This is a genomic window from Aeromonas sp. TW 6, from assembly GCF_013168745.1.
GTDB lineage: Bacteria > Pseudomonadota > Gammaproteobacteria > Enterobacterales > Aeromonadaceae > Aeromonas > Aeromonas caviae.
On record NZ_JABERS010000023.1, the window covers coordinates 17,245 to 41,175 of the forward strand.

General features: G+C 63.4%; 28 protein-coding genes. 8 read left to right on the forward strand and 20 right to left on the reverse strand.

Annotated features, from left to right (window positions below; translation table 11 throughout):
* Positions 1–15 precede the first annotated feature (15 nt).
* Positions 16–963, forward strand: coding sequence for a sugar kinase (locus tag HKD46_RS12645; RefSeq protein ID WP_171865491.1), 948 nt, complete (start codon positions 16–18; stop codon positions 961–963).
* Positions 956–1,576 carry a bifunctional 4-hydroxy-2-oxoglutarate aldolase/2-dehydro-3-deoxy-phosphogluconate aldolase gene (locus HKD46_RS12650; protein ID WP_128296023.1) on the forward strand — a complete coding sequence of 207 codons (621 nt, stop codon included), beginning with the start codon at positions 956–958 and terminating at the stop codon, positions 1,574–1,576. Before HKD46_RS12645 ends, HKD46_RS12650 begins: the two co-directional genes overlap by 8 nt.
* Positions 1,577–1,709: 133 nt before the next feature.
* Here HKD46_RS12650 and HKD46_RS12655 read toward each other — a convergent pair whose 3' ends face one another.
* A complete protein-coding gene (locus HKD46_RS12655; protein WP_041212649.1) occupies positions 1,710–2,150 on the reverse strand; it encodes a GNAT family N-acetyltransferase in 441 nt (146 codons plus the stop codon).
* Between the two features lie 182 nt (positions 2,151–2,332).
* Here HKD46_RS12655 and HKD46_RS12660 point away from each other — a divergent pair, with 182 nt between their 5' ends.
* Positions 2,333–2,833 (forward strand): SRPBCC domain-containing protein, encoded by a 501-nt coding sequence (locus HKD46_RS12660; RefSeq protein ID WP_010673967.1) that lies wholly within the window; start codon positions 2,333–2,335, stop codon positions 2,831–2,833.
* Between the two features lie 72 nt (positions 2,834–2,905).
* On the opposite strand, the gene HKD46_RS12665 is transcribed toward HKD46_RS12660, so the two are convergent.
* Together HKD46_RS12665 and HKD46_RS12670 are read right to left on the reverse strand one after the other, a co-directional pair.
* A complete protein-coding gene (locus tag HKD46_RS12665) occupies positions 2,906–3,412 on the reverse strand; it encodes a GNAT family N-acetyltransferase (protein WP_010673966.1) in 507 nt (168 codons plus the stop codon).
* 152 nt (positions 3,413–3,564) lie between these two features.
* Positions 3,565–4,755, reverse strand: coding sequence for a GNAT family N-acetyltransferase (locus HKD46_RS12670; protein ID WP_161469818.1), 1,191 nt, complete (start codon positions 4,753–4,755; stop codon positions 3,565–3,567).
* Positions 4,756–5,016: 261 nt separating this feature from the next.
* Between HKD46_RS12670 and HKD46_RS12675 the strand changes: the two genes are divergently transcribed.
* Genes HKD46_RS12675 through HKD46_RS12685 form a run of 3 tightly spaced genes read left to right on the forward strand, consistent with a single transcriptional unit; the run spans position 5,017 to position 7,462 of the window.
* The gene (locus HKD46_RS12675; RefSeq protein ID WP_010673963.1) at positions 5,017–5,835 is read left to right on the forward strand and encodes a DUF3100 domain-containing protein; all 819 of its coding nucleotides are present in this window, start codon (positions 5,017–5,019) and stop codon (positions 5,833–5,835) included.
* Positions 5,832–6,281 (forward strand): hypothetical protein, encoded by a 450-nt coding sequence (locus tag HKD46_RS12680; RefSeq protein WP_042016367.1) that lies wholly within the window; start codon positions 5,832–5,834, stop codon positions 6,279–6,281. The genes HKD46_RS12675 and HKD46_RS12680 overlap by 4 nt, the downstream gene beginning before the upstream one ends.
* A complete protein-coding gene (locus HKD46_RS12685; protein WP_043154509.1) occupies positions 6,281–7,462 on the forward strand; it encodes a M20 family metallopeptidase in 1,182 nt (393 codons plus the stop codon). Before HKD46_RS12680 ends, HKD46_RS12685 begins: the two co-directional genes overlap by 1 nt.
* Before the next feature lie 293 nt (positions 7,463–7,755).
* Here the strand turns inward: HKD46_RS12685 and HKD46_RS12690 are convergent, their stop codons facing one another.
* From HKD46_RS12690 to HKD46_RS12705, 4 genes are all read right to left on the reverse strand, one after another.
* A complete protein-coding gene (locus tag HKD46_RS12690; RefSeq protein WP_103243515.1) occupies positions 7,756–8,715 on the reverse strand; it encodes a LysR substrate-binding domain-containing protein in 960 nt (319 codons plus the stop codon).
* A complete protein-coding gene (gene pdxH, locus HKD46_RS12695; protein ID WP_010673959.1) occupies positions 8,715–9,353 on the reverse strand; it encodes a pyridoxamine 5'-phosphate oxidase in 639 nt (212 codons plus the stop codon). Before pdxH ends, HKD46_RS12690 begins: the two co-directional genes overlap by 1 nt.
* 157 nt (positions 9,354–9,510) lie before the next feature.
* Complete coding sequence (locus HKD46_RS12700) at positions 9,511–9,834, reverse strand: hypothetical protein (RefSeq protein ID WP_010673958.1); 324 nt, start codon at positions 9,832–9,834, stop codon at positions 9,511–9,513.
* Entirely contained in the window at positions 9,831–11,798 is a 1,968-nt protein-coding gene (locus HKD46_RS12705; protein ID WP_171865492.1) for a reprolysin-like metallopeptidase, read from the reverse strand. The genes HKD46_RS12700 and HKD46_RS12705 overlap by 4 nt, the downstream gene beginning before the upstream one ends.
* 211 nt (positions 11,799–12,009) lie before the next feature.
* On the opposite strand from HKD46_RS12705, the gene HKD46_RS12710 reads away from it, so the two are divergent.
* Positions 12,010–13,221 carry an RsmB/NOP family class I SAM-dependent RNA methyltransferase gene (locus tag HKD46_RS12710; RefSeq protein WP_171865493.1) on the forward strand — a complete coding sequence of 404 codons (1,212 nt, stop codon included), beginning with the start codon at positions 12,010–12,012 and terminating at the stop codon, positions 13,219–13,221.
* Between the two features lie 67 nt (positions 13,222–13,288).
* On the opposite strand, the gene HKD46_RS12715 is transcribed toward HKD46_RS12710, so the two are convergent.
* Complete coding sequence (locus tag HKD46_RS12715) at positions 13,289–13,633, reverse strand: Grx4 family monothiol glutaredoxin (protein WP_010673955.1); 345 nt, start codon at positions 13,631–13,633, stop codon at positions 13,289–13,291.
* Between the two features lie 287 nt (positions 13,634–13,920).
* Between HKD46_RS12715 and sodB the strand changes: the two genes are divergently transcribed.
* Positions 13,921–14,505: a superoxide dismutase [Fe] gene (gene sodB / locus HKD46_RS12720; RefSeq protein WP_010673954.1), complete on the forward strand. Its 585-nt coding sequence runs from the start codon at positions 13,921–13,923 to the stop codon at positions 14,503–14,505.
* 109 nt (positions 14,506–14,614) lie between these two features.
* Here sodB and HKD46_RS12725 read toward each other — a convergent pair whose 3' ends face one another.
* The 12 genes from HKD46_RS12725 to HKD46_RS12780 all read right to left on the reverse strand — a co-directional run bounded on the left by HKD46_RS12725 (position 14,615) and on the right by HKD46_RS12780 (position 23,896).
* Positions 14,615–15,427 (reverse strand): VacJ family lipoprotein, encoded by an 813-nt coding sequence (locus HKD46_RS12725; protein WP_029314176.1) that lies wholly within the window; start codon positions 15,425–15,427, stop codon positions 14,615–14,617.
* A gap of 78 nt (positions 15,428–15,505) precedes the next feature.
* Complete coding sequence (gene ccmI, locus HKD46_RS12730) at positions 15,506–16,768, reverse strand: c-type cytochrome biogenesis protein CcmI (protein WP_161469822.1); 1,263 nt, start codon at positions 16,766–16,768, stop codon at positions 15,506–15,508.
* The gene (locus HKD46_RS12735; protein ID WP_171865494.1) at positions 16,765–17,247 is read right to left on the reverse strand and encodes a cytochrome c-type biogenesis protein; all 483 of its coding nucleotides are present in this window, start codon (positions 17,245–17,247) and stop codon (positions 16,765–16,767) included. Before HKD46_RS12735 ends, ccmI begins: the two co-directional genes overlap by 4 nt.
* Before the next feature lie 10 nt (positions 17,248–17,257).
* Positions 17,258–17,788 (reverse strand): DsbE family thiol:disulfide interchange protein, encoded by a 531-nt coding sequence (locus HKD46_RS12740; protein ID WP_103243522.1) that lies wholly within the window; start codon positions 17,786–17,788, stop codon positions 17,258–17,260.
* On the reverse strand, positions 17,785–19,740 hold the full coding sequence (locus tag HKD46_RS12745) for a heme lyase CcmF/NrfE family subunit (RefSeq protein WP_109112098.1): 1,956 nt from the start codon (positions 19,738–19,740) through the stop codon (positions 17,785–17,787). The genes HKD46_RS12740 and HKD46_RS12745 overlap by 4 nt, the downstream gene beginning before the upstream one ends.
* Before the next feature lie 79 nt (positions 19,741–19,819).
* On the reverse strand, positions 19,820–20,311 hold the full coding sequence (ccmE, locus tag HKD46_RS12750) for a cytochrome c maturation protein CcmE (protein ID WP_052815847.1): 492 nt from the start codon (positions 20,309–20,311) through the stop codon (positions 19,820–19,822).
* Positions 20,308–20,514 (reverse strand): heme exporter protein CcmD, encoded by a 207-nt coding sequence (gene ccmD, locus HKD46_RS12755; RefSeq protein ID WP_039039901.1) that lies wholly within the window; start codon positions 20,512–20,514, stop codon positions 20,308–20,310. The genes ccmE and ccmD overlap by 4 nt, the downstream gene beginning before the upstream one ends.
* 2 nt (positions 20,515–20,516) lie before the next feature.
* Positions 20,517–21,257, reverse strand: coding sequence for a heme ABC transporter permease (locus tag HKD46_RS12760; protein ID WP_010673946.1), 741 nt, complete (start codon positions 21,255–21,257; stop codon positions 20,517–20,519).
* Positions 21,258–21,423: 166 nt separating this feature from the next.
* Entirely contained in the window at positions 21,424–22,092 is a 669-nt protein-coding gene (ccmB, locus tag HKD46_RS12765; RefSeq protein ID WP_010673945.1) for a heme exporter protein CcmB, read from the reverse strand.
* A gap of 3 nt (positions 22,093–22,095) precedes the next feature.
* Complete coding sequence (gene ccmA, locus HKD46_RS12770) at positions 22,096–22,731, reverse strand: cytochrome c biogenesis heme-transporting ATPase CcmA (RefSeq protein WP_039039903.1); 636 nt, start codon at positions 22,729–22,731, stop codon at positions 22,096–22,098.
* Between the two features lie 218 nt (positions 22,732–22,949).
* Complete coding sequence (locus HKD46_RS12775; protein WP_010673943.1) at positions 22,950–23,336, reverse strand: DUF2802 domain-containing protein; 387 nt, start codon at positions 23,334–23,336, stop codon at positions 22,950–22,952.
* 71 nt (positions 23,337–23,407) lie between these two features.
* A complete protein-coding gene (locus HKD46_RS12780; RefSeq protein ID WP_010673942.1) occupies positions 23,408–23,896 on the reverse strand; it encodes a chemotaxis protein CheW in 489 nt (162 codons plus the stop codon).
* Positions 23,897–23,931: the final 35 nt, after the last annotated feature.

The following is a 23,931-nucleotide window of genomic DNA, read 5'->3' on the forward strand; positions in this document are numbered from 1 at the left end:
CAAGGAGTCGAAACCATGACCCGACAGATAGCCGTCATCGGCGAATGCATGGTGGAGCTGCGCCGAGCCGGGCAAGGCCTGCTGGCACAAGGTTTCGGGGGCGACACCCTCAACACCGCCCTCTATCTCGCCCGCCTGGGGAGCCAGGCGTTCGCGGTGCACTACGTCACGGCCCTCGGCCAGGACGGGTTCAGCAGCCAGATGCTGGCCGCCTGGCAGCAAGAGGGCATCCATACCGACTGGGTGCAGCGCCTGGCAGACAAGGCCCCTGGTCTCTATCTCATCGACACCGCGGCCGACGGCGAGCGCTCGTTCACCTACTGGCGCAGCGACGCCGCCGCCCGCTACTGGCTGGTGCAACCCGAGGGCGAGGACATTCTCGCCGCCCTGGGCCAGTGCGATCTTGTCTACGTGAGCGGCATCAGCCTGGCCATACTGCCGCCCGCCTCGCGCCAGCGCCTGCTGGAAGGACTCGCCGCAGCGCGCGCCCGGGGGGCCAGAATTGCCTTTGACAACAACTACCGCCCCCGCCTCTGGCAAGACAAGGAGACCGCCAAAGAGGCCTACACCGCCATCCTGCGCCTGGCGGACATCGCCCTGCTGACCCTGGATGACGAGCAGGCACTCTGGGGCGACGCGGAGGTCGAAACCTGCCTCGCCCGCAGCCAGGGCTTCGGGGTGGGCGAGATCGTCGTCAAGCGCGGCTCTGAGCCTTGCCTGGTGGTCACGGCAGCGCAGCGGATCGAAATCGCCGCCCTGCGGTTGTCCGCCGAACAGGTGATCGACACCACGGCGGCGGGCGACTCCTTCAGCGCCGGTTATCTCGCCGCACGCCTGCAAGGGGCCGACGTCACCGACGCCGCCCGGGCAGGCCACCGCCTGGCGGCGGCCGTCATCCAGTATCCGGGGGCCATCATTCCCCCCTCCCACATGCCATCACTCAAGGAAACGCACCATGTCTGATCTCATCGCCCGCCTCGAAGCCCTCAAGGTGATCCCCGTCATCGCGCTGAAAGATGCTGCCCAGGCCGTCCCTCTCGCCCGGGTGCTGGTGGAAAATGGCCTGCCCGCCGCCGAGGTGACCTTCCGCACCCCCGCCGCCGCCGAGGCCATCCGCCAGATGCGCGCGGCCTACCCGGATCTGCTGATCGGGGCCGGCACCGTGCTCAACCGCGAGCAGGTGGATGCGGCCGTTGCGGCGGGCGCCGACTTCATCGTCAGCCCCGGCTTCAACCCGACCACGGTGCAGTACTGTCTGGACAAGGACGTCACCATCATCCCCGGGGTCAACAACCCCAGCCTGGTGGAGCAGGCCATGGAGATGGGGCTGCGCCACCTCAAGTTCTTCCCGGCCGAGCAGTCTGGCGGCACCGCCATGCTCAAGGCCCTGGGCGCCGTCTATCCGGTGCGCTTCATGCCCACCGGCGGCGTGACGCCGGCCAATCTGAAGGAGTATCTGGGGCTGAATGCCGTGATCGCCTGCGGCGGCACCTGGATGGTGCCGGCCAAGCTCATCGACGAGGGCAGGTGGGAAGAGCTGGCCGCCCTGGTAAGAGAGGCAGTGGCGGCCCTGTGATCATCGGTTGAGCGTGGGAAGGTCTGCCCTCCCCCGGATGTGTTGAAGAGCCACTTCCCGCGAAGTGGCTTTTTTATGCCCTGCAAGGGCTGGAGATCAATGTGCGGTGCGGTTGCAGCAGTCTGCCAGCGGCTTATTCCCCTGCGTCATCGGGCGTCAACACCAGCCTGCGCCAGGGCCCCGTGATGTCGCAATGACCCGTCTCTTCGGTGTTCTCCCAGCCCAGGCGATGATAGAAAGCCATCGCCGTGGTGTTGCGCATGGCCACCTTGAGGGAGGCCGGGGAGGGGTATCCGGCCAAGCCGGCGGCAAGCAAGGCCCGCCCCATGCCCTGCCCATGCCAGTCCGCCACCACGTAGAGATGATGCACGAAGCTCTCGGCCCCCCAGATGGAGACGAATCCGCACGGGCTGCCCCCTTTCTCCGCCACCCAGATCTCCTCGCCCCGGGTCTGCTCGGCAAAATCCTCGAGCCGGAACAGGGCGGGATCAACCCAATGGAAGGCCTGGCGCCTTCCCTTGAGGAAGAGCTGCGCCAGCATGGGCTCGTCAGCTTCCGTCATCATTCTGATCATGACACCATCCTTGCGTTGCGTGCTTGTCGCTTCCCACTCTCGATGGATCCCGCCGTGCTGTCAAATCGGCAATGTGGACCCTCTTGAATACGTAACCGTGTGACACAGGGCTGCCTATTTTATCGCCTCAGGGGCTATACTGCCGAGGTCCCGTCCATGACTGGTTTGAGGTTCACTGATTTATGGATAACAAGCAAATTGAAGGCAGTATTCTGGTACCCGCCCACATTGACGATGTCTGGCGGGCCTGGACCACGGAGAGCGGGCTGCGCAGTTTTCTGGCGCCGGAGTGCCTCATGGTCCCGGAACCCAACGGACCGTTCGAGATCTATTTCAGACCCGATGCTCCCCTCGGCGAGCGTGGCAGCGAAGGGTGCCGGGTGATGGCGGTCATGCCCCATGATCTGCTCAGCTTCAGCTGGAATTTCCCTCCCCAGTTTCCCCACATTCGTCAGCAGAAGACCCAGGTCAGCCTGCGCTTCGTGCCGGAGGGCCAGGGCACCCGACTCCACTTCCTGCAGACCGGCTGGGCGCAGGATCCGGACTGGGACCAGGGCTATGCCTACTTCCGGGAGGAGTGGCTGGAACTGAGTCTGCCGAGGCTTCAGTACCGTTTCACCCACGGCCCCATCGACTGGAACAACCCGCCGGGCAAGCAGCAGCTGAAATCCCTGGCCCAGTGACGTCCATTCAAGCGATGGGCATGGCATGAAAAAGGACCCGCTCAGGGTCCTTTTTCATGGATGGGCAGGCGGTCACTCCACCGGCTCTTCATCGAACAGGGGGTGATAGAGCACCTCGCCCCTTACCCCGTCGAGCCCGCCGGGTTGCAACTCCATCGCCATGAAACACTCCGTCGGCACCTCATAGATGCAGTGCAGGCCGAAGTCGCTGGCAGGCCGAAAGCCGAAACGGGCGTAGTAGGCGGGATCCCCGAGCACCACCACCGCCTTCCAGTCCATCTCCAGTGCCGTGTCCAGCCCTTCCCGCACCAGATCCGAGCCAATGCCCTGCCCCTGCCAGTCGGGATGCACGGCCACGGGTGCCAGTCCCAGCCAGGGCCCTTCCTGTCCCTCAATGGTGATCGGGCTCAGCATCAGGTGCCCCATGAACTCGTACTCTTCCTCCTCGACCATGGTGACCACGGCGGCCCCACATTCTCGCAGGCGGTTGACCAGTTCGGCCTCGTCGGGACGACCAAAGGCGGCACTCACCAGCTCATAGACTGGCAGCATGTCGCCGGGACGCTCGGTTCTCAACATACAGCGTTACTCCTCGTACAGCAGGGCGGCCATTATTCCACAGAAGTGGTGCGCCTCTTCACTGCCTTTGTCTGAAAATGGGAGGGCGGACTCAGGAAAACGCCTGACAGACCCCGCACCAGGCTTCGCGATGACCGCCCTTGCGCAAGCCATCAGCGTCCGTCGTCAGGCTGTCTCAATCGCCGCAGATAGGCGAGGCCCAGATCCCCGCACTCCTTGAGGAGGGCGCCACCACCATGGGCCTGCACCCCGGGCGCCTCTGGCGCCAGCATGGCCAGGGGATAGCGCCGCACCGTCAGCCCGCTGAGTGTCTGCTCGCCCTCTGTCGCCTCCCCCGCCATGAAGAGCGCCACCCCCTCATCGTGCAGTATGGCCACAACCACCTCCTCGTCATCCAGCCAGGGGGCCAGCGCCTCTTTGCGTGCATCCGTCAGGCGCGCCGGGCGATCCAGCCGCCAGTGATCGAGCTCGAGGGCGCCATCGGCCGGATCTGGCCGACGCCCGTCATGGTGCATGCCAGTCTTTTCCATCACCCGGCCTGAGGCGAGGTTGCCCGGCATGTGGCGGGCGGTGAGGGCAGGCAGGCGCCACTGTTCGAAGGCAAACGCCCTGACCAGGCTCGCGGCCCGGGTGGCCAGCCCCCTGTTCTGCCAGGGCACGCCGACCCACCATGCCAGCTCCCCGTGCCAGTGCAGGGAGAGGGTGCCGACCAGGGGAGCGGGCTCGTCTCCACGCCCCTGGGGCAGAGTCAGGGCCCAGGTGCATCCCAGCCCGAGAGCAGCCTTGCGCCCGCTCAGGGCAAGCCAGTCCCGCGCCGCCTCCGGCGAATAGGGGTGGGGGATGTTGAGGGTATAGCGGGCGAGCGCCGCATCCGAACAATAACGCAGGATGGCGCTCTCATCGCCGGGCAGCAGGGGGCGCAGCACCAGCGCGTCCTGCCCGCCAGGCTCGCGCAGCACCGGGGTCATCAGGCGGCGGGCAAGCAGGCGTTGCAGGGCAACCCCAAGGTCGTCATCGGCACCGAGGCGATGATCCGCCCCCGCGGGCCCCAGGGTGAGCAGGCCGCTCTCTCTGGCCAGGGTCAGCAGGGAGCCGGAGGCAGCGATCAGGATCTGCCGGTCCGGCTGTGTCACCATCAGCGGGGAGGCGGCCTCCCCCAGCCAGGCGGCAAGCAGGTCGCGGGCACGGAGAATGCCATCTGGCGGGCTGACCGACCAGGGTGCCATCTCCCTCGCCTCCCCTTTGCCAAGCAGCAGCCACCAGCGGTTTCCCTGGTGCTGCCAGGCCTGCAACGCCGCTTGCCAGGAGGGGCGCCAGAGCGCACCCTCGATATACAGATCCATTCCTTCCCCCACATCCGCCCCCCGGATCAGGCACCGGGTGCCCGGGCGGCACCACACTCCTGTCTGAGGCAGCATAAGCAGCTGCCAATGAGTTGTTAAACCATATATTTACCATGGTTAAACGGCATACCCCATGAAAAAATGCCATATGGCTGACTTGATGGCGGTCACATTCCTTCCCCTCCTCGCTTCCTATCATGCCCCCATCATGGCGTGACCAAAGACGCCCATGAAGGACAACGGATAACAAGAGAACACACTATGCAGCCAACCAGCCCACTCAAAACGGTAGTAGTCAGTACCCTGGCGACCGCCCTGCTGATCTTCGTGGCCCAATCCCTCATCGGGAAGCAGGAGATCAGACTCGGCATCGCCATCATCCCCATCCTGCCCATGCTCTTTGCCGTCATCATCGGCATGATCGTCTCCGCCAAGCCCGTCAAGGATCGCATTCCCGGCTGGAAGAGACTCTTCACCGAGCGAGAAGAGGGCTTCTGCGGCAAGATGGTGGGTTTCAGCCTGCTGATCCTCGGGACCCAGTATGCGGGGATGATCATCCCCAACCTCAAGATGATCCTGAGCGTCGGCGTACCGCTCTTCCTGCAGGAAATAGGCAACCTCCTGCCCATCCTCATCGCCATTCCGCTGGCGGTGAAGTTCGGCTTTGGCCGCCGCGCCATCGGGGCCTGCTCCTCCATCAGCCGTGAACCCTCGGTCGCGGTGATCCAGGGCAAGTTCGGCACCGGCTCCCAGGAGTACATCGGCGTGCTCGCCATCTACCTGTGCGGCTCCGTCATCGGCACCCTCTGGTTCAGCGTGCTTGGCAGCATCGCCCCCCTCACGGGGCTGCATCCCCTGGCCCTGGCCGCCGGTTCCGGCGTGGGATCCGGCTCCATGCTGAGCGCCGCCTCCGGTGCCCTCATCAACGGCCTGGACGAGGCGATGGCCCAGCAGGTGCTCAGCATCGCCGCCGCCTCGAATCTGCTCTCGTCGGCCCTGGGGGCGCTCTCCCTCACCTATCTGGGTCTGCCGCTCGCTGAAAAAATCTATGCCCTGACCGCCAAAGGAGAGAAAGCATGAAAAGCATCGTGATGGATATGCGCTTCGTCTTCCTGGCGATCCTGCTGGCCATGTTCACCCAGACCCTGACCTCGGGCCTGCCGCTGTGGCAGATGGGGGACAGCTTCGTCGCCATGTCCCTGGTGGTGTTCGCCTCCCTGGTGACCAAGCGCTATCTGCCCTCCTCCCTGCCGGCCTTTGCCTATGCCACCATCATCGGCATTCTCATCTGCCTGCCGGAGACGCCGGTGCGCGGCCTCTTCATCGATGCCGTGGCCAAGATCTCCTTCCTCTCCTGCTGCGTGCCGCTCCTGGCCTTCGCCGGCCTCTCGGTGGGCGGTCAGCTGGAGGAGCTCAAGAAGATGTCGTGGAAAGTGATCCTCATCTTCATGATCGTCTCCACCTGCTGCTTCTTTGGCGCCTCCCTGGTTGCCCAGCTCGGTTTCTCCATTCAAGGGATCATCTGATGAACCACTACCATATCGAACCTGACCTGTTGGCCCTGCGCGACTTCAGCTACGAAGTGCGCCACCACCTGCACCGCATCCCGGAATACTCCGGGGCCGAGTTCAAGACCTCTGCCTACTGCCGTGGGTTGATGGAAGAGTTCGGCTACAGGATCACCCTGTATCCCGGCTTCACCGGTTTTCACGGGGATCTGGCGGTCGACCCCACCCTGCCCACCATTGCCTTTCGTGCCGACATGGATGGCCTGGAGATGCACGACATGAGCGAGGTGGCGTTCAAATCCACCCATGAGGGGATGGCCCACAACTGCGGCCACGACTCCCACATGGCGATCGCTCTGACCGCCGCCAGGTTTCTGGCCGCCAACCGCGATCGCCTGCGATACAACGTCCGCTTCATCTTCCAGATGGCGGAAGAGGACATGCGCGTCCCCGGTGCCGAAAAGATGGTGGAGCTTGGTTGCATGAAGGGGGTGGACGAGGTCTATGCCCTGCACAACGACGGCGCCATGGAGACGGGCACCATCAAGTTCAACCAGGGGGTCATGTCCTCCTGGGGGTCTGCCTGGACGCTCGATGTGCACGGCATCTCCGCCCACGGCTCCACCCCCCACAAGGGGCTGGATGCCATCCGGGAGGCGGTGCGGATCATCGAGGATATGGACTACATCGTCGCCAAGCGCACCAGCCCGTTCAGCCCGGCGGTCTTTGGTTGCGGCATGATCAACGGCGGCACCATTCCCAACGCCATCGCCGATCATGTGCAGGCCCGTGGCACCATCCGCGCCATGGACGCCGAAACCGACCAGATCCTGAAAAACAGCTTCAGGGACATCATCGCCCAGAGCGAGCTGCGCGGCTTCAAGACCACCATGGTCCATGCCGGCTACCCGGCAGTGGAGAACCACCCCCAGGCCTGCGAGCGCCTGCAACAAGCCGCCTCGGAGGTGTTGTCCAGCGACGGGATCAACGCAAAGGGCCAGCCCATGACCGGCAGCGAGGACTTCAGCTACATGATCAACGCCACGCCAAGCCGCATGGGGGCCATGTTCTTCCTCGGCAGCGGCAATCAGGCCAAGGGGATCTGCAACTACCTGCACGCGAACCCCTATTACCTGGACGACGACTGCCTACTGGTGGGAGCCCAGATCTTCGTCAATCTGGCGACCAGGGTCGACTGACGGGCCAGGGGGATCTGCCACTACCAGCACCACGTCAATCCCCTACTACCCGGATGATGACTGCCTGCTGATCGGTGCCCAGACCTTCGTCAATCTGACGACCCGACCCCCTAAGCAGCAAGGGGACTGCCGCACCCCGAGGCCATGCTGGATGATGGCGAACTGCGGCTCGGCACCCGGAGCGCCGTCAATATGGTGACCACGATAGCCGGGAGAGAGGGATCACCGGGAAAAGGCAGCGCAGGACACCACTTATCACAAAAAAGAGAGGCCATTGGCCCCCCTGACGGCCTTCAGAGCCAGGGCAGGGTCGCAGACGGGGCGGGCGTTCCTTGGTTGAGCAGCGCCAGCTGCACCGTCTCCCGGCTCACATGGGGGGCATAGAGGTGGATGAAGTCGTACATGTAGTCCCGCAGGTGGGCGTGCCTGCGCAGGCACACATGGGCCACGCTCGAGGCGATCAGATGATCGATGTTGAGGCAGACCAGGCTCTCCCTGTCCCCTTCGTCGAACGCCGAGGTGGCGATCACCCCGACTCCCATCCCCAGGCGCACATAGTGCTTGATGATGTCGCTGTCGGTGGCCGTCAGCACTATGCGGGGGCTGAGGCCATGGCGTCCGAACGCCTTGTCCATCTTGGATCGGCCGGTGAAACCGAACACATAGGTGATGAGGGGATACCGGGCCAGATCCGCCATGGCCAGCGGCTGGCAGTCCAGCAGCGGATGGCCGTGGGGCACCACCACGCTGCGCCCCCAGCGATAGCAGGGCACGGTCGCCAGCTCGTCGAACAGGTGCATGGACTCGGTGGCGATGGCCATCTCCACATCCCCGTTTTGCGCCATCTGCGCCAGTTGGGCAGGGGCTCCCTGATGCAGCTGGATGCTCACCTCGGGGTAGCGGCGGGAGAATTCGGTGATGACCGCCGGCAGCTTGTAGCGGGCCATGGTGTGGGTGGTGGCGATGCGCAGCACCCCGCTGGTGGCCAGCTGATCCCCGAGGGAAAGCTGGCCAATTTGCTCCACCTGGGCCACCACTCCCCTGGCCAGCTCCATCACCTGCTCCCCCATGGGGGTCAGGCCCGACAGGTTCTTGCCCTTGCGGGTAAACAGCGCCAGCCCTAGCTCCTCTTCCAGCATCTTCATCTGCTTGCTGAGGGTCGGCTGGGAGGTATAGAGCTTCTCCGCCGTCGCCGAGATGTTGAAGTTGTTCTTCACTATCTCGGTGAAGTTCTTGAGCCGGGCGATGTTCATCAGGGCGCCAGGCGCTCGATGTGCCAGCCGTCCCCCTCGCGGGTGTAATAGAAACGATCGTGCAGACGATGCTCCCCGCCCTGCCAGAACTCGACGGTGTCGATGCGCACCCGGAAACCACCCCAGAAGCTCGGCAGCGGCACCTCGCCATTGGCAAACTTCTGTTTGAGTTCGAGGAACTTGGCCTCCAGCACGCCACGGGCCGAGATGCGGGTCGACTGTTTGGAGACCCAGGCGGCGATCTGGCTGTCCTTGGGACGGCTGTGGAAATACTTCATCACCTCGAAGGTGCTCATCTTCTCCACCCGGCCGGTCACGTGTACCTGTCTGTCCAGGGTATGCCAGGGGAAGAGCAGGCTGATACGGGGGTTGCCCTCCAGCTGATGCGCCTTGCGGCTGCCCATGTTGGTGTAGAACACCATGCCTTCGGCATCGTAGTGCTTGAGCAGCACGGTGCGCTGCCAGGGCTGGCCATCGGCATCCACGGTGCCCACCACCATGGCGGTGGGATCGGTCAGTTTGGCCTCGCACGCCTGGGCCAGCCACTTCTCGAACAGGGCGAGGGGCTCGGCCGGCAGATCGGCCCGGTGCAGTCCACCCCTGGTGTATTCGCGACGCAGATCAGCCACATCCATCATCTTGATTTTCCTTCTCTCTTTCTCTGCCGCCCGTGCGGCGATGGGTGCAGGCATTGTGCGACGAGCGCGCCATGGGTACAAGCCTCGGGGCGGCCAAATGGCGGAGCAAAAAGAGAGGGAGGCTCATGCCTCCCTCTTTATGCCGATGACCGTCAGCCTACTGCTTGCCGTCAACTGGCGGGCAATGGGCCAGCATGCGCCGGTTGTAGTCCGCCGCATAGGCGCTCAGCCTGGCGTGGGCCTCCTTCTGATCCGGCTTGATGACATCGCCGAAGCCGTCGAGGTAGCGCACACCGCAGCGCGCCTTGGCCGCAGCCTGCTGATCCGCCGCGATCCCGGGCGCCACCTCGCCGCGCCCGGCCCGCACGATCAGCCGGTAATCCTGCCTGGCAAGGCTGGCGCTGACCGCCTGCTCCAGGGTGTCTGCATCGGCCTGACAACCGCCGAGCAGGGTGAGCAGCAGCACCCCGGCCAGTCTCATGCCCGCCTCCGCTGCCAGCCCAGCAACGCCAGGGCCAGGGTCCAGAAGCCGAGGGCACCGCCGCCACCGCTTCCCCCCTCTTCACCGCGCTGGGTGACCGAGAGCTTGAGGGGACTGATGGCGAAGAAGATGTTGTCGCTGCACGCCACCTTCAAACGGGCAGTGCCATCCTGGCCCGCCGGAATGGTGACGCTCGCCGAGCCCGAGTTGGGTTTGCCGCTGGCAAGGGAAGTCCAGTTTGCCCCCTCGTCCCGGGTCATGAAAAGATCCACCTTGCTGCAGTTGATGGGGACGGCATTGGTGCCGGCCACTTCCCAACTGATGGTCTGCGTCTTGCCCGCCCCCAGGGGGGTCACCACCGGGCTGGTCAGGGCAAAGGCCTTGCCGGTGTTGACCACCTGGATCTTCATGTCATCGCTGGCGACACCGCCCTTGCCGTCCCGCGCCGTGAGGCGGAAGTTCAGGTCCCGGTTGGTGGCAGGCCAGGCCTCCCCTATTGCCAGGGTGTTGGTGAGCAGGGAGGTGAGACTCGGCAGGGTGCGCTCCGGCACGCTGGTCGGCGCCACGAAACGGAACAGCGGGCGGCTGCCGTCGTCCACCATGGTGGCCGGGCTGCTCGACTCCGTCCCCAGATCGATCTGCTCCCAGGTGTAATTCAGCGGATCGCTGTCAAGATCGGCCCCCGCCCCCTGGAGCACGAAGGGGGTGTTCGCAGGGATGACGTAGTCATTGCCTGCCGCCACCTGGGGCGCATTGTTGACCAGCGCCAACGGGGTGCCGCAATTTGGCACAGTGGCCATGTGGGCCCGCATCTGCTCGATGGACTTGCTGTGGAAATAGGGCTCGCTGTGGGGCTGCAGATCTTCGTCTCCGCAGATCCCCGCATAGGCCATGATGGAGCTGCCGCTGCCCGGCTCCCAGGCCTGGCTTGGTTCCCGGTTGCCGCCGCCACAACTGCCTGTGGTGCCGTTGAAGGTGTGGTCTGCCCCGAACTGGTGACCAATCTCGTGGGCCACGTAGTCGATGAAGAAGGCATCCCCCACCGGCTCGGAGGAGCCCGTCATCCCCGCCGATTTGTCAGGGGTGCAGAGTACGCCCAGTCCCGCCAGGCCGCCGCCACCGGTGTTGACCACATGGCCGATGTCGAAGGCCCCCAGACCCTTGGTCAGGGCATCGGCCTGCACCTGCATGTTGGCATCCACATCGCCATCATCATTGTTGAAGGGATCGTTCGCCACGTCGGTGAAGATGATGGTGTCGTTGCCGCTGGCCAGCTGGAATTCGGCCGCCACGTCACGCTGGTAGACCTCGTTGACCCGGTTGAGCAGGGTGGTGATGGCGCCAAGACCCGCCTCCACGGTACCGCCGTGATACTGGGTATACTCCCCCGCCGCCGAGATGGCGATGACATAGCGCTTGCGCTCGTTGCCATCCACCAGCACCTGACGGGCCAGCTTTTTGGCCTCGCCCCCGATCACCTTGTCCGCCTCTTCTTCCAGCCGGCTGTGGGCATCCTGCTGGTAATAGACGGCATAGCCTTCCCCATTGCGAAGGGGATCGACGAACACCATCTTTCCTTCATGGCTGAACATGGCGTGGAATCCCTGGGGACCGAGATCGAAGCGCCCGGTCTCGCCCGGCGCCGCTTCGTTGTGCCCCTTGAAGGCCAGGATATCGGGATATTTGGCGGCCAGATCCGCCGGCAGCAGATCATAGGGTTGCAGGCTGAAGGTCACCTCCTTGCCATCCGGCAGAGGCAAGGTCAGGCGGCGCTCGCCCCCCTTCAGGGCAGCCAGGTAATCGGTAGAGACGGTGACGATGCGATACTGGCTGGCCCTCACCTCGTACCCATCGGCGGCGGTGGCCCGCGCCGTGACCGTATGCCACTCGCCGGCCATCAGGTTGCCGGACGTCATCAGACCCGCCACCAGCACCGCCAGCGGAGAATATTTCATCAACTGCATCTTTTTAATTCCTTTTTAAACGGATTCACCTGAACTGCCACGGCATCATTTGCCCGCTGGTCCGATTAGTCCAGCAACATCCTCTGTACATTCCCCGAATGGGGAAGGTTGCACCAATGCAGACTAGCCCCTATCATGGCGCGGATTTGTCCGTTCCAGAACCCCTCTTCGACGGGGCCGGTTCACTCTTTCTTTGGCCAAGGTTAATCTCATGCTCAAGTCCCCACTGTTGCCCCGTTTCGGGGATCTGGTCGTTGCCATCGTTGACGATGTGCTGGGTCAGGGTCTTACCCTCGACCGCGCCTATGCACGTCACTTCTCCGGCATCGAACTCAAACCGCAAGAACAGGCAAGGATTGCCCTGGTCACCGGCGATCTGCTGCGCCGCCTCAGCCTCTACTGCTTCCTCACCGGCATCCAGGTCCGTCAGGCGGAGAAGAATGTCTGGCCGCTGCTGCACAGCTGGCACGCCTTCCACAAGATAGATCAGCCTAACCACCCGACCCTGGATCGCTTCAACGAGGAGGCGTTCCGCCGCCGCCTGACCGAAGCCAAGAAGAACCCGGTGCTGATGGACGGCTGCCCTGCCTGGCTGGAAAAACTCGGCAGCGAGCAACTGGGCGACGCCTGGCCGGCCGAGCGTGCCGCCCTGGCCTGGATGCCCAAGCGTTACCTGCGGGTCAACACCCTCAAGTGCACCCGGGACGAGCTGCAAGCCATGCTGGCCAAAGAGCATGTCACCACAGTGCCCGTCGACGGAGTGGAGACCGCCCTGCAAGTGACCTCGGACGCCGCCCTGTTCCGTACCCAGGCCTTTGCCGACGGCTGCTTCGAGCAGCAGGATGCCGGCTCCCAGCTGGTGGCCGCGGCCCTCGACGTCAAGCCCGGCATGCGGGTCATCGACGCCTGTGCCGGTGCCGGCGGCAAGACCCTGCACCTGGCCGCCATGATGCAGGGCAAGGGCCGTCTGCTGGCCATGGACGTGGAAGAGTGGAAACTGGAGAACCTCAAGCAGCGCGCCCGCCGCGCCGGTGCCCACAACGTGGAGACCCGGGTCATCACCAGCAGCAAGACCGTCAAGCGCCTGAAAGAAAGCGCCGATCGCGTGCTGCTGGACGTCCCCTGCTCCGGCCTTGGCGTGCTCAAGCGCAACCCGGATGCCAAGTGGCGCGACACCGCCGAGCGCCTGCCGGTGCTGGTCGCCCTGCAAGAGGAGATCCTGCAGCGCTACAGCCAGATGGTGAAGGTGGGCGGCTTGCTGGTCTACGCCACCTGCTCCATCCTGCCCGAGGAGAACCGCCAGCAGGTGGACAAGTTCCTCGCCGCCAACGAGCACTTCCGCCTGCTCGGCGATCACAACGTCAGCCCGGCCGAGACCGGCTTCGACGGCTTCTACATGGCGCGCCTCGAGCGCATCGCCTGATGTCTGTCGTGGGCACAAAGAAAAGGGGAGCCAGTGGCTCCCCTTTTTGCATGGTATGGATGCGGCCTTATTCGGCGGCAGCGTCATCCTGCTTGTGCTTGGCGGCAGTTTCCTTGATCAGGGTCTGCAGCTCGCCGGCCTGGAACATCTCGATCATGATGTCGCAACCACCGACCAGCTCGCCCTCGACCCACAGTTGCGGGAAGGTGGGCCAGTTGGCGAATTTCGGCAGCTCGGCGCGGATGTCCGGGTTCTGCAGGATGTCGACATAGGCGAAAGGCTCGCCGCAGGACATCAGGGCCTGGGAGGCCTGGGCAGAGAAACCGCAGCTGGGCAGCTTGGGGGATCCCTTCATGTAGAGGATGATGGGATTCTCAGCCAACTGCTGTTTGATCTTTTCAATAGTTTCCATAAATGCCTCACTGGAGCGATTTCGGCGGCCATTCTACTGCAATCCGGGCAGACCACAAACTGGCAAACCGTTGCGAATGAAAGAAGTCATGCATCAATACGCCGCAGCTTGATCCGGATCATGGCAAGAATCAAGGGTTGTTCGCCCATCTTTGATACTGCTACAATCGACGGGCTTTGGGCCGTCTGGCCCCCTCATTTCAAGAACAATTCTTTTCAAGATAGAAAAGAGTACGCAATGTCTTGCAACCGTCGCCTTCGCACGGACCAGCCAATGGAGAGTAGAAAATGGCTTTCGAACTTCCCGCTCTGCCCTATGCAATCAATGCTCTGGAACCGCACATCTCCCAGGAAACCCTGGAATATCACCACGGCAAGCACCACAACACCTACGTGGTCAACCTGAACAACCTGGTGCCGGGTACCGAGTTTGAAGGCAAGTCTCTGGAAGAGATCATCAAGACCTCCACTGGTGGCGTCTTCAACAACGCTGCCCAGATCTGGAACCACACCTTCTACTGGCACTGCCTCTCCCCGAACGGCGGTGGCGAGCCCACTGGCGCCCTGGCCGATGCCATCACCAAGGCCTTCGGCTCCTTCGCCGAGTTCAAGGATGCGTTCACCAAGTCTGCCATCGGCAACTTCGGCTCCAGCTGGACCTGGCTGGTGAAAAAGGCTGACGGCTCCCTGGCCATCGTCAACACCTCCAACGCCGGTTGCCCGCTGACCGAAGCCGGTACCACCCCGCTGCTGACCGTCGACCTGTGGGAACACGCCTACTACATCGATTTCCGCAACCTGCGTCCGAAGTACATGGAAACCTTCTGGGCCCTGGTCAACTGGGAATTCGTGGCCAAGAACCTGGCTGCCTGATAAGCCTTTCTTGCCAAAACGCCCCGCACTTGCGGGGCGTTTTTTATGGTCGAACACCTGCCATCGACAACAAAGGCGCCCGCAGGCGCCTTGTGGAAGATGACCATGCTTACTGGTCTATCTCGTCCATGTAATCGTCGAGGTTGCCATCATCCGCCGCCTCTGGCTTCTGCTCCTGGAGCTCGGGTTTGCGGCCCGTCACCTTGCCATCGTTGTACTGCAAGTAGAAGTCCTTGGTCAGGGCGTAAGGATCCAGCGCGTTGTCGATGATGCGCTCCTGATCGATCAACTTGGAGCGGGTACCGAGGCCATCCAGCGCCCAGTGCACCACCTTCAGCGGGAAGGTCAGCAGGGCATAGGGGAAGTAGATGGTATCGATGGTATCCCCTACCAGTTGCCGGGTGGTGGTGGGACCGTAGACCGGCACCATCAGATAGGCGCCATCCCCGATGTCGGCCTTGCCGAGCACGGTGTCCATCTCCAGCGTGTTGCGAGCCAGGCCCGCATGCTTGGCCACGTCGAACAGACCGAGCAGGCCCACAGTGGTGTTGAGGGTGAAGCGGCCCAGGTTGGTACCGGCCCCTTTCAGATCACCCACCAGCAGGTGGTTTACCATGCTGCTCGGCTCGTCGAAGTTGTCCACGAAATTCTCGATGCTGTCCCTCACTCCTTGCGGGACATAGCGGGCATAGCCGTGTACCACGGGGCGCGCCACATAGGGCTCCAGCACGTCATAGTTGACGGCCCACATGGCACGGTTGGGCCCCTGGAAGGGGTCGCGAGGATCGCTGGCCGTGCTGGATGCCCCGGGGCGGCTCGGGGTCTCGCCGAGATCCAGGCTCTCCGGGCCCGGCTTGGGAGGGCCGCCCGCACAGCCCGCGAGCAGCAATGCCACCGCCAATGCTCCTGAACGCAGATACATATGAAAGTCCTAAGATTTTTTTGGGTATTGATATGAATTATACAGGGGGCCCACCCCAAGGGGTGGGCCAAAAGCGTATTAGAGGGCGTGATCGATGCGGATGTCAATCGGCGCTGTGGGGATAGTGCTGGTCGGCACGGTGACCGAAACCCCTTCAAAGGCGCCTTCCTTGTTCATGACGTTGCCACCTTGGGAGAGGCGCGCCTTGAACTGCAGCTCGGCATGGGCCGCCAGCTTGCTCCCCTCCATCATGGCATCCCCGTCCCCCAGGGAGAGGGTGAGCGGGAGATGCGGGCCTGCAATGCGCTTGACCGCGATGGGCATGGGCGGACCGTTGGGGATCACCGCAAAGACGAACAGATGGGCATCTTCCGGCATCTTGATGCCCGGCGCCAGGGTGATGTGCAGGGGGAACTCCCCCTCTTTCACCGCCAGCACTTCGGCTTGTGCCTGGCCTTCGGCAGACGGGGTGGTCACGGCGATGCCACGCTGGCCAAGCTGCTGCCTGGCGTACTCCATGGAGCGCTCCACCATGGTGTAGCGGGCCGAGCCCGGCTCCAGCAGCGGCAACATCCCCTGCCAGCGGTCGAGGGCGGTCTGGAAATCCTCTTTTTGCAGGGCCATGAAGGCGTGGACGGAGCGAGCCTCGATGTTGGCCGGGTCCTCGGCAATGACCGCCTGCAACAGCTGATCCGCACGGGCTTCCTCCCCCGTCATCATCAGGGCCTGGGCATAGGGCACCGCCACCATGGCCTTCTGGGGCGCGAGGGCGTAGGCACGCTCCAGCGCCTCGCGGGCCATCTCGGGATCATTGCCATCCAGGGTCAGGCGCCCCAGCAGCAGCCAGCCGCGATAGTCGTTCGGTTCTTCTTTCAGCCGGGTTCGCAGGGCCAGGGTGAAGTCCAGCAGATCCTGCTCGGTCACCCGGGTATCGCGCTCCACCAGGATGCGGTTGCTGAGCTCCCCCAACCGGCTGCTGGCATCTTGCCAGCGGCTCACCTCCTGCCAGGCGCCGAGCTTGGCGTAGAGGCCGATGCTCACCACCGCCAGCACCAGCACACCGGGGATCCAGATCAGGCTCTTGCCGCCACGGGCGGTCTGCTCCACGTCGGGAATGTCGTCCAGGAGGCTGCGCTGCAGCTCCACCAGGGATTCCGGCTCCTCCGCCAGTATCCCCTGCTCCCGCTCTTCCCCTATCTCCAGCAGGCGCTGGCGATAGAGCTGCTTGTTGAGGGCCGAGCGACTGATGCTCTGCCGGCCCTCGCCGCGCCACAGCGGCACGATCAGAGCCAGGCTCGCCAGCACCAGCAGGGCCGCACCCAGTATCCAGAATGGGGTCATGGTTTCTCTTCCTCTTTGAGCAGGGCGGACAGCCTGGCCTGCTCTTCTGCACTCAGGGTGCCTTCAGGCTGTTGCAAGGGAGCAGGGGCATGGCGGCGGCTTCGCACCACCACGGTGACGACGCCAATCACGATGACCAGCAAGGGGCCAAGCCAGAGGATCAGGGTCGAGGCCATCAGGGGGGGATCATAGAGAATGAAGTTGCCGTAGCGGGCCACCATGTAGTCCACCACTTCCTGCTTCTCCTTGCCCTCGCGCACCATCTGGTAGGTCTTGTCCCGCAGATCCTTGGCGAGCCCGGCGTTGGAGTCCGCGATATCCTGGTTCTGGCACTTGGGGCAGCGCAGCTCCTTAGTCAGCTCGCGAAAGGTCTGCTCCTGGGCGTCGCTGTCGAAGGTGTAGACATCGATGGCGGCGCGGGCCTGTCCGGCGCAGACGAGACCGGCCAGCAGCAACAGGGATGCAATCAGTGTTTTCATCGGGGAGGCCTCACTTCATGGCATCAAAGATGGGTTTGAGGGTACTGGCCCAGACGTCTGGGTTGATGTCCCCCACGTGGCGATAGCGGATGATGCCCTGGCTGTCGATGAAGAAGGTCTCGGGCGCGCCATAGACACCGAGATCCAGCCCCAGCATGCCGTCCGGATCGTAGAGGTTGACCTGGTAGGGATTGCCAAGCTCCGCCAGCCACTTGATGGCCTTGTCACGCTCGTCCTTGTAGTTCATGCCGACGATGTAGATCCCCTGCCCCGCCAGCTCCTTGAGGTAGGTGTGTTCCCCGTAACAGGTCGGGCACCAGGTGGCCCAGACGTTGAGCAGCATGGGGCGCCCCTTGAGGATGCTCCTGTCGTGCTGCTTGCCCAGGTCATAGATGTCCTGCAGGGTGAACACGGGCACCTCCTTGTCCACCATCACGGATTCGAGCTTGGTGGGATCGGAGTAGAGCCCCTTGAACAGAAACACGGCCCCCATCAGGAAGATGATGAAGGGCAGCAGATAGAGCCAGGTCTTCTTGTTCATGCCTTGGCCTCCTCGTCACGACGTCCGAAGCGGTAGCGCTTGTCCAGCATGGCCAGCACGCCGCCGAGGGCCATGAAGACGCCGCCGAACCAGATCCAGCGCACGAAGGGCTTGTAGTAGATCCGTACCGCCCAGGCGCCGTTGTCGAGCTGCTCGCCGAGCGCCGCATAGAGATCCCGGGTAACCCCCGCATCGATGGCCGCCTCGGTCATCGGCATGCGGCTCACGGTGTACATCCGCTTCTCGGGTTTGAGCAGGGCTACCTGCTTGCCATCCCGGTGCACTTCCAGCACGCCCTTGAAACCGTCGTAGTTGGGGCCGTTCTTCTCCTTGATGCCGGTGAAGACGAACTCGTAATCGGCGAACTGGACGCGATCGCCGGCCTGCATCCGCAGGTCCTTCTCGATGCTGTAGTTCTGGGTGCAGGCGATGCCGATGATGCTGACCGCGAGCCCCACGTGCCCCAGGATCATGGCCCAGTGGCTGTTGCCAAGCTTGCGCACGCCGGTGGCAAAACCGTGTTTGTGGGTGGCCCGCGCCCAGGTCTCCTGCACACTGGTGACGATGATCCAGACGCCAAGGCCGATACCGAGCGCAGCCCAGGGTTTGAACGCCTCGGCAAAGAGTTTGGGCAACAGCAGAGCCGCGGCCAGGCTCAGCACCAGGGCGAGCATCACCTTGCCCTTGAGCTCACCGAGATCCTGGCGGCGCCAGCGGAACAGGGGGCCCACCCCCAGCAGCAGGGCGAAGGGGATGATGAGCCAGCTGTAGATGTGGTTGAAGAAGGGGGTGCCGATGGAGATGCTGCCAAGCCCCAGCTCCTTGTGCACCAGGGGCAACAGGGTGCCGAGCAGCACGGTGAGCAGGCCCGCCACCAGCAGGATGTTGTTGCCAAGGAGCAGGGTCTCGCGGCTCCACAGCTCATGCTTGCCGTGGCTCTTCACCTGGGAGCCCTTGAAGGCGAACAGCAGCAGGGAGCTGCCTATCACCGCCAGCAGGAAGCCCAGGATGAACAGACCCCGGGTCGGGTCCGAGGCAAACGCATGGACCGACACCAGCACGCCGGAACGCACCAGGAAGGTGCCGAGCAGGCTCAGGGAGAAGGCCGAGAGCGCCAGCAGCACGGTCCAGGCCTTGAAGGTGGCGCGCTTCTCGCTCACCGCGAGGGAGTGGAGCAGGGCCGTGCCAGCCAGCCAGGGCATGAAGGAGGCGTTTTCCACCGGGTCCCAGAACCACCAGCCGCCCCAGCCGAGTTCGTAATAGGCCCACCAGGAACCGAGCACGATGCCCAGCGTCAGGAAGACCCAGGCCGCCATGGTCCAGGGACGGGACCAGCGCGCCCAGGTGGCGTCCAGACGCCCCGTCATCAGGGAGGCGATGGCGAAGGCGAAGGCCACCGAGAAGCCCACGTAGCCCATGTAGAGCATGGGGGGGTGGAAGATGAGACCGGGATCCTGCAGCAGCGGATTGAGATCCCGCCCGTCCACCGGGAAATACGGCAGGGTGCGGGTGAAAGGATCCGAGGTGAACAGCACAAAAGCGGTGAAGCCCACCGAGATAAGGCCGAGCACCCCGAGTACCCGCGCCACCGCATCGAGCGGCAGGCGACGGCTGAAGAGGGCTACCGCCGCCGTCCAGCCCCCCAGGGTCAGCACCCAGAGCAGCAGCGAGCCTTCATGGGCTCCCCACACCGCCGAGATGCGGTATTGCAGGGGCAGCAGGCTGTTGGAGTTGGTGGCCACGTACTGCACGGTGAAGTCGTTGTCGATAAAGGCCCAGGTGAGGCAGATAAACGACAGCAGCAGCAGCAGGAACTGGCTGTAGGCGAGCGGGCGGGCCGCCGACATCATGCCAAGACGACCGAGATGGGCCCCGATCAGCGGGTAACTGCCCAGCAGCAGGGCGGTGGCGAAGGCCAGGATCAGTGAGAACTGCCCTAATTCCGGGATCATTGACTATTCCCTCTCGATTGCACGGAGAAACCTGCCGATTTGGCGGTATAAAGAAGTGAATTCTTGGCGCATACCGGCATCATTGCTTGGCTCCCTGCAACTGTGCCTCTGTGTATTCGGGCTTGAAGTGCATGCCGTTGGTGGCGTCGGCCACTTCCGGCGGCATGTAGTTCTCGTCGTGCTTGGCCAGCACCTCGAAGGCGGCGACCGTGGTGGCATCCTTGAGGGTGCCCTGGGCGACGATCCCCTGCCCTTCCCGGAAGAGATCCGGCAGGATGCCGTCAAACTCCACCGTCACCAGATGGCCGCCGTTGTCCACCAGCTTGAAGGCTACCTTGAGGCTCTGGGGATCCCGCACCACAGACCCCGGCACCACCAGGCCACCGATGCGCAGGCGCTGCCCCTCCTCGGGCTTGATCTTCTCCGGCCCCTTCCCTTCCACCAGCTCGCTCGGGGTGTAGAAGAGGTCGATGTTCTGGCTCAGGGCATAGAGCACCAGGCCAGTCACGCTGACAAGGCCCAGGCTGATGGCCAGGATGATGGTGAGGCGTTTCTTGCGGCGCGGGTTCATAGGGTGTTCTCCATCTGCTGGGCCGCCTTGCGGCGTGCCTCCCGAGCCTGCTTGTTGCGCAGTTCGCCGAGCAGGCTGCGGGTCTTCAATCGGGTGGAAATGACGATGCCGACCAGGCAGAGCAGGGTCAGACCGAAGGAGAGCCAGACGTAGAAGGCATAGCCTCCCATGGCCATGAAATCACTGAACGAGGCAAAGTGCATGCTTACTTCTCCTGCCTGGCGATGTCGGCGACCCAGGGGCGGTGCCACTCCCGCATCAGCAGCTCATTGCGAAAACGCATCAGGGTCAGGGCACCGAGAAACGCGGCGAACGCCAGGATCATGATGAGCAGCGGCCACAGCATCTCGGGGGAGATGGAGGGTTTGTCAAACTTGGTGATGGTGGCCCCCTGGTGCAGGGTGTTCCACCACTCCACCGAGTAGTGGATGATGGGCAGGTTGATCACCCCGACCAGCGCCAGGATGCCGGCGGCGCGGCCCGCCACCACCTTGTCGCTGAAGGCGTTGTAGAGGGCGATGACACCCAGATAGAGGAACAGCAGGATGAGCTCGGAGGTGAGCCGGGCATCCCACACCCACCAGGTGCCCCACATGGGTTTTCCCCAGGCGGCGCCGGTAAAGAGGGCAATGAAGGTGAAGACGGCCCCCACCGGGGCGATGGCCGCCACCGTCATGTCTGCCATGCGCAGTTGCCACACCAGGCCAATGAAGGCGGCCACCGCCATGGTGGAGTAGGCGCCCATGGAGAGGATGGCGGAAGGCACATGGATATAGATGATCCTGAAAGAGTCGCCCTGCTGGTAATCGGCGGGTGCAAAAGCCAGCCCCCAGACGGTGCCGATGATGAAGGCAAGCAGGCTTGTCACGGCAAACCAGGGCAGCAGGGTGCCGGCCAGCCCATAGGCGCGCTCGGGTTTGGCATAAGGGTGCAACCATTTCCACATAGCTCACGAAACCTTTCAGTTATTAATTTTTAAGTGGCGAGGGCTACCATACCCATGGGGGAAAAACATCATATCCCCCGAAAGCAATAAGCAGCCATCCCCTTGATCTATCTCAACTATCTCGCCCCTAACAAGGCTTCAAACGAAAATCTTTTCACCAAATCAATCAGTTGACACTCACCCGCAGCGCCGCCGAGATAGCCAGGGGCGTCAGGGTCAATGCCCCCACCAGCATGGCCCCCAGGATGGCGAGCTGGCCGGCATAGGGCAGTCCCATGCTCGCCGCGTCGATGGCGGACGTGGCGAAGATAAGCACCGGAATATAGAGCGGCAGCAGCAACAGGCTGAGCAGCACGCCCCCCTTGCGCAGCCCTGCGGTCAGCGCTACTCCGACCGCCCCGAGCAGGCTCAGCACCGGCGTACCGAGCGCCAGGGTGGCCACCACGGCCAGATAGGTCTTCAGCTCCAGGGAGAGCAGGATGGCGAGCAAGGGGGAGACCAGCAACAGCGGCAGACCGGTCAGCAACCAGTGAGCGATCACTTTGGCCAGGGCCAGCAACCCCAGGGGATGGGGCATCAGCATCATCTGCTCCAGGGCGCCGTCGCTGAAGTCGTCACGAAACAGCCGCTCCAGGGAGAGCATGGCCGCCAGCAGGGCCGCCACCCAGATGATGCCGGGAGCGATGCGGGCCAGCAACTGGGGCTCGGGCCCGATCCCCAATGGAAACAGGGTGATGACGATGAGGAAGAACCAGAGCGGGTTGAAGATGTCGGCGCGCTGGCGCAGGGCCATCAGCAACTCGCGGTGAATAAGGTGTATGACGGCGCGCAGCATGGGCTACTCCTGCAACAGCGAGGTCAGAGAGAGGGTCTTGAGCCGTCCCTGCATCAGGGTCAGATCCTGGTGGGTCGTAAGGACCACCATGCCCCCCCTGTCCGCGTGGGCGAGGAACAACTGCTCCAGCACCCTGACCCCCTGCTTGTCGATGGCGGTGAAGGGCTCGTCCAGGATCCAGAGCGCCGGTCGCTCGCTCAGCCACAACCTGGCCAGCGCCACCCGTCGCTGCTGCCCGGCGGAGAGCTGCCCCGCGGGATAGTCTTCGAAACCGGCGAGGCCGACCTGGGCCAGCACCCGCCAGAGATCCACGCCGTCCCCGGCAGGGCCATGAAGCTTCTGGTAGAAGGAGAGATTCTCAAGGGGGGTCAGGGTCGCCTTGACGCCGGGCTGATGGCCCAGGTAAAGCAGGCTGGCGTGGTATTCATCCCGGCAATGGCGGATATTCTCCCCATTCCAGCACACCTCGCCAGCAAAGGGCTGGGAGAGGCCGGTGAGCAGGCGCAACAGGCTGGTCTTGCCCACCCCGTTGGGACCCTCAATCTGCATCAAATCCCCGGCACGCACCGCGAAGGAGAGATGTTCAAACAGGGTGCGATCTTCACGCACGCAGCTCAGATTGTTCGCTTGAAGCAGCATGGGGATGTAATCGTTGAAAATGAGGCGGCCTGCATCTTAACACAGGATCCGGAGGCGTCTTTTCAAAGATGCCAATAATCAACAGGATTTGTGGGGAAGATCGCGCCTCCACCAAAGAGATTGATGCCAAAGGATTATCACCGTCCCGGCATCGAGAAAGAAGTGGCCACGGGCCGAACAGAAAGCGGGGAGGCACCGGCCTCCCCGCGACACATCCGTCAGCTGCGTCCCTTTCGCAAGGAAATAAGCAGCTCCGCTTCCGCCTGGGGCAACTCGCACTCGCTCATCACCTCGTCCAGATCGGCACCAAGCTCCACCATCTTGGCGGCGCGGCTGTAGAGGCGGCGCTCCGGATCCTGCAACGTCAGCTCCTGCTGGCTGTCGTGGATCTTCTGCATGGCCCCTTCTGCGGCTTGCAGACGCTGGCCCATGCCGATGGCGCCCGTGTGCAACTCCATCATCTGCTTGCGCAGACTCTCGAGCTGCCCCTGCAGCGCTTCCACCCTGGCCTCGGACTCTCGCTGGCGACGACGGTGCCCCAGGATCCCGTAAAGGGCCAGCACCAGTGCGAGCAAGGACAACCCCAAGGCTGCAAATTCAATCATCAAACCATCACCTTACCGTCACAGGGAGGCGGACAGGTGCCATCGCCCCCGTCCGCACGTTCCCGTCCCTGTTACAGGGAACCAATGTCTTCCCACTCTTCGTCGGAGAGCAGCTTGTTGAGATCCACCAGGATCAGCAGTTGGCCGTCACGGTTGCTGACGCCCTGGATGAACTTGGCGCTCTCCTCGGTGCCTACCGCCGGGGCGGCATCGATCTCGGAGGAGCGCAGATAGACCACCTCGGCCACGCTGTCCACCATGATGCCGATCACCTGCTTCTCCGCCTCGATGATGACGATGCGGGAGTTCTCGCTCACGTCCCCGGCCGGCAGGCCGAAACGGGAGCGGGTATCGATGACGGTCACCACGTTGCCACGCAGGTTGATGATGCCCAGCACGTAGTCAGGTGCACCCGGGACCGGAGCGATCTCGGTGTAGCGCAACACTTCCTGAACCTGCATCACGTTGATGCCATAGGTCTCGTTTTCCAACTGGAAGGTCACCCACTGCAGCACTTCGTCTTCGGCCAGATTCTGTGCAATATTGCGCTTCTCTGTCATCTTCTTGATCCTTGTATGAACCCGTCAACGGGTAA

What these genes read in the sequence shown, in the direction of transcription:
- HKD46_RS12645 (WP_171865491.1), top strand. Translation starts at nt 16, where the DNA reads ATGACCCGACAGATAGCCGTCATCGGCGAATGCATGGTGGAGCTGCGC.
- HKD46_RS12650 (WP_128296023.1), top strand. Translation starts at nt 956, where the DNA reads ATGTCTGATCTCATCGCCCGCCTCGAAGCCCTCAAGGTGATCCCCGTC.
- HKD46_RS12685 (WP_043154509.1), top strand. Translation starts at nt 6,281, where the DNA reads ATGAACCACTACCATATCGAACCTGACCTGTTGGCCCTGCGCGACTTC.
- HKD46_RS12710 (WP_171865493.1), top strand. Translation starts at nt 12,010, where the DNA reads ATGCTCAAGTCCCCACTGTTGCCCCGTTTCGGGGATCTGGTCGTTGCC.
- HKD46_RS12725 (WP_029314176.1), bottom strand. Translation starts at nt 15,427, where the DNA reads ATGTATCTGCGTTCAGGAGCATTGGCGGTGGCATTGCTGCTCGCGGGC.
- HKD46_RS12745 (WP_109112098.1), bottom strand. Translation starts at nt 19,740, where the DNA reads ATGATCCCGGAATTAGGGCAGTTCTCACTGATCCTGGCCTTCGCCACC.
- HKD46_RS12775 (WP_010673943.1), bottom strand. Translation starts at nt 23,336, where the DNA reads ATGATTGAATTTGCAGCCTTGGGGTTGTCCTTGCTCGCACTGGTGCTG.
- HKD46_RS12740 (WP_103243522.1), bottom strand. Translation starts at nt 17,788, where the DNA reads ATGAACAAGAAGACCTGGCTCTATCTGCTGCCCTTCATCATCTTCCTG.
- HKD46_RS12735 (WP_171865494.1), bottom strand. Translation starts at nt 17,247, where the DNA reads ATGAAAACACTGATTGCATCCCTGTTGCTGCTGGCCGGTCTCGTCTGC.
- HKD46_RS12655 (WP_041212649.1), bottom strand. Translation starts at nt 2,150, where the DNA reads ATGATCAGAATGATGACGGAAGCTGACGAGCCCATGCTGGCGCAGCTC.
- HKD46_RS12690 (WP_103243515.1), bottom strand. Translation starts at nt 8,715, where the DNA reads ATGAACATCGCCCGGCTCAAGAACTTCACCGAGATAGTGAAGAACAAC.
- ccmD (WP_039039901.1), bottom strand. Translation starts at nt 20,514, where the DNA reads ATGCACTTTGCCTCGTTCAGTGATTTCATGGCCATGGGAGGCTATGCC.
- HKD46_RS12675 (WP_010673963.1), top strand. Translation starts at nt 5,017, where the DNA reads ATGCAGCCAACCAGCCCACTCAAAACGGTAGTAGTCAGTACCCTGGCG.
- HKD46_RS12660 (WP_010673967.1), top strand. Translation starts at nt 2,333, where the DNA reads ATGGATAACAAGCAAATTGAAGGCAGTATTCTGGTACCCGCCCACATT.
- ccmI (WP_161469822.1), bottom strand. Translation starts at nt 16,768, where the DNA reads ATGACCCCATTCTGGATACTGGGTGCGGCCCTGCTGGTGCTGGCGAGC.
- HKD46_RS12760 (WP_010673946.1), bottom strand. Translation starts at nt 21,257, where the DNA reads ATGTGGAAATGGTTGCACCCTTATGCCAAACCCGAGCGCGCCTATGGG.
- ccmA (WP_039039903.1), bottom strand. Translation starts at nt 22,731, where the DNA reads ATGCTGCTTCAAGCGAACAATCTGAGCTGCGTGCGTGAAGATCGCACC.
- pdxH (WP_010673959.1), bottom strand. Translation starts at nt 9,353, where the DNA reads ATGATGGATGTGGCTGATCTGCGTCGCGAATACACCAGGGGTGGACTG.
- ccmB (WP_010673945.1), bottom strand. Translation starts at nt 22,092, where the DNA reads ATGCTGCGCGCCGTCATACACCTTATTCACCGCGAGTTGCTGATGGCC.
- sodB (WP_010673954.1), top strand. Translation starts at nt 13,921, where the DNA reads ATGGCTTTCGAACTTCCCGCTCTGCCCTATGCAATCAATGCTCTGGAA.
- HKD46_RS12680 (WP_042016367.1), top strand. Translation starts at nt 5,832, where the DNA reads ATGAAAAGCATCGTGATGGATATGCGCTTCGTCTTCCTGGCGATCCTG.
- HKD46_RS12670 (WP_161469818.1), bottom strand. Translation starts at nt 4,755, where the DNA reads ATGGATCTGTATATCGAGGGTGCGCTCTGGCGCCCCTCCTGGCAAGCG.
- HKD46_RS12780 (WP_010673942.1), bottom strand. Translation starts at nt 23,896, where the DNA reads ATGACAGAGAAGCGCAATATTGCACAGAATCTGGCCGAAGACGAAGTG.
- ccmE (WP_052815847.1), bottom strand. Translation starts at nt 20,311, where the DNA reads ATGAACCCGCGCCGCAAGAAACGCCTCACCATCATCCTGGCCATCAGC.
- HKD46_RS12700 (WP_010673958.1), bottom strand. Translation starts at nt 9,834, where the DNA reads ATGAGACTGGCCGGGGTGCTGCTGCTCACCCTGCTCGGCGGTTGTCAG.
- HKD46_RS12665 (WP_010673966.1), bottom strand. Translation starts at nt 3,412, where the DNA reads ATGTTGAGAACCGAGCGTCCCGGCGACATGCTGCCAGTCTATGAGCTG.
- HKD46_RS12705 (WP_171865492.1), bottom strand. Translation starts at nt 11,798, where the DNA reads ATGCAGTTGATGAAATATTCTCCGCTGGCGGTGCTGGTGGCGGGTCTG.
- HKD46_RS12715 (WP_010673955.1), bottom strand. Translation starts at nt 13,633, where the DNA reads ATGGAAACTATTGAAAAGATCAAACAGCAGTTGGCTGAGAATCCCATC.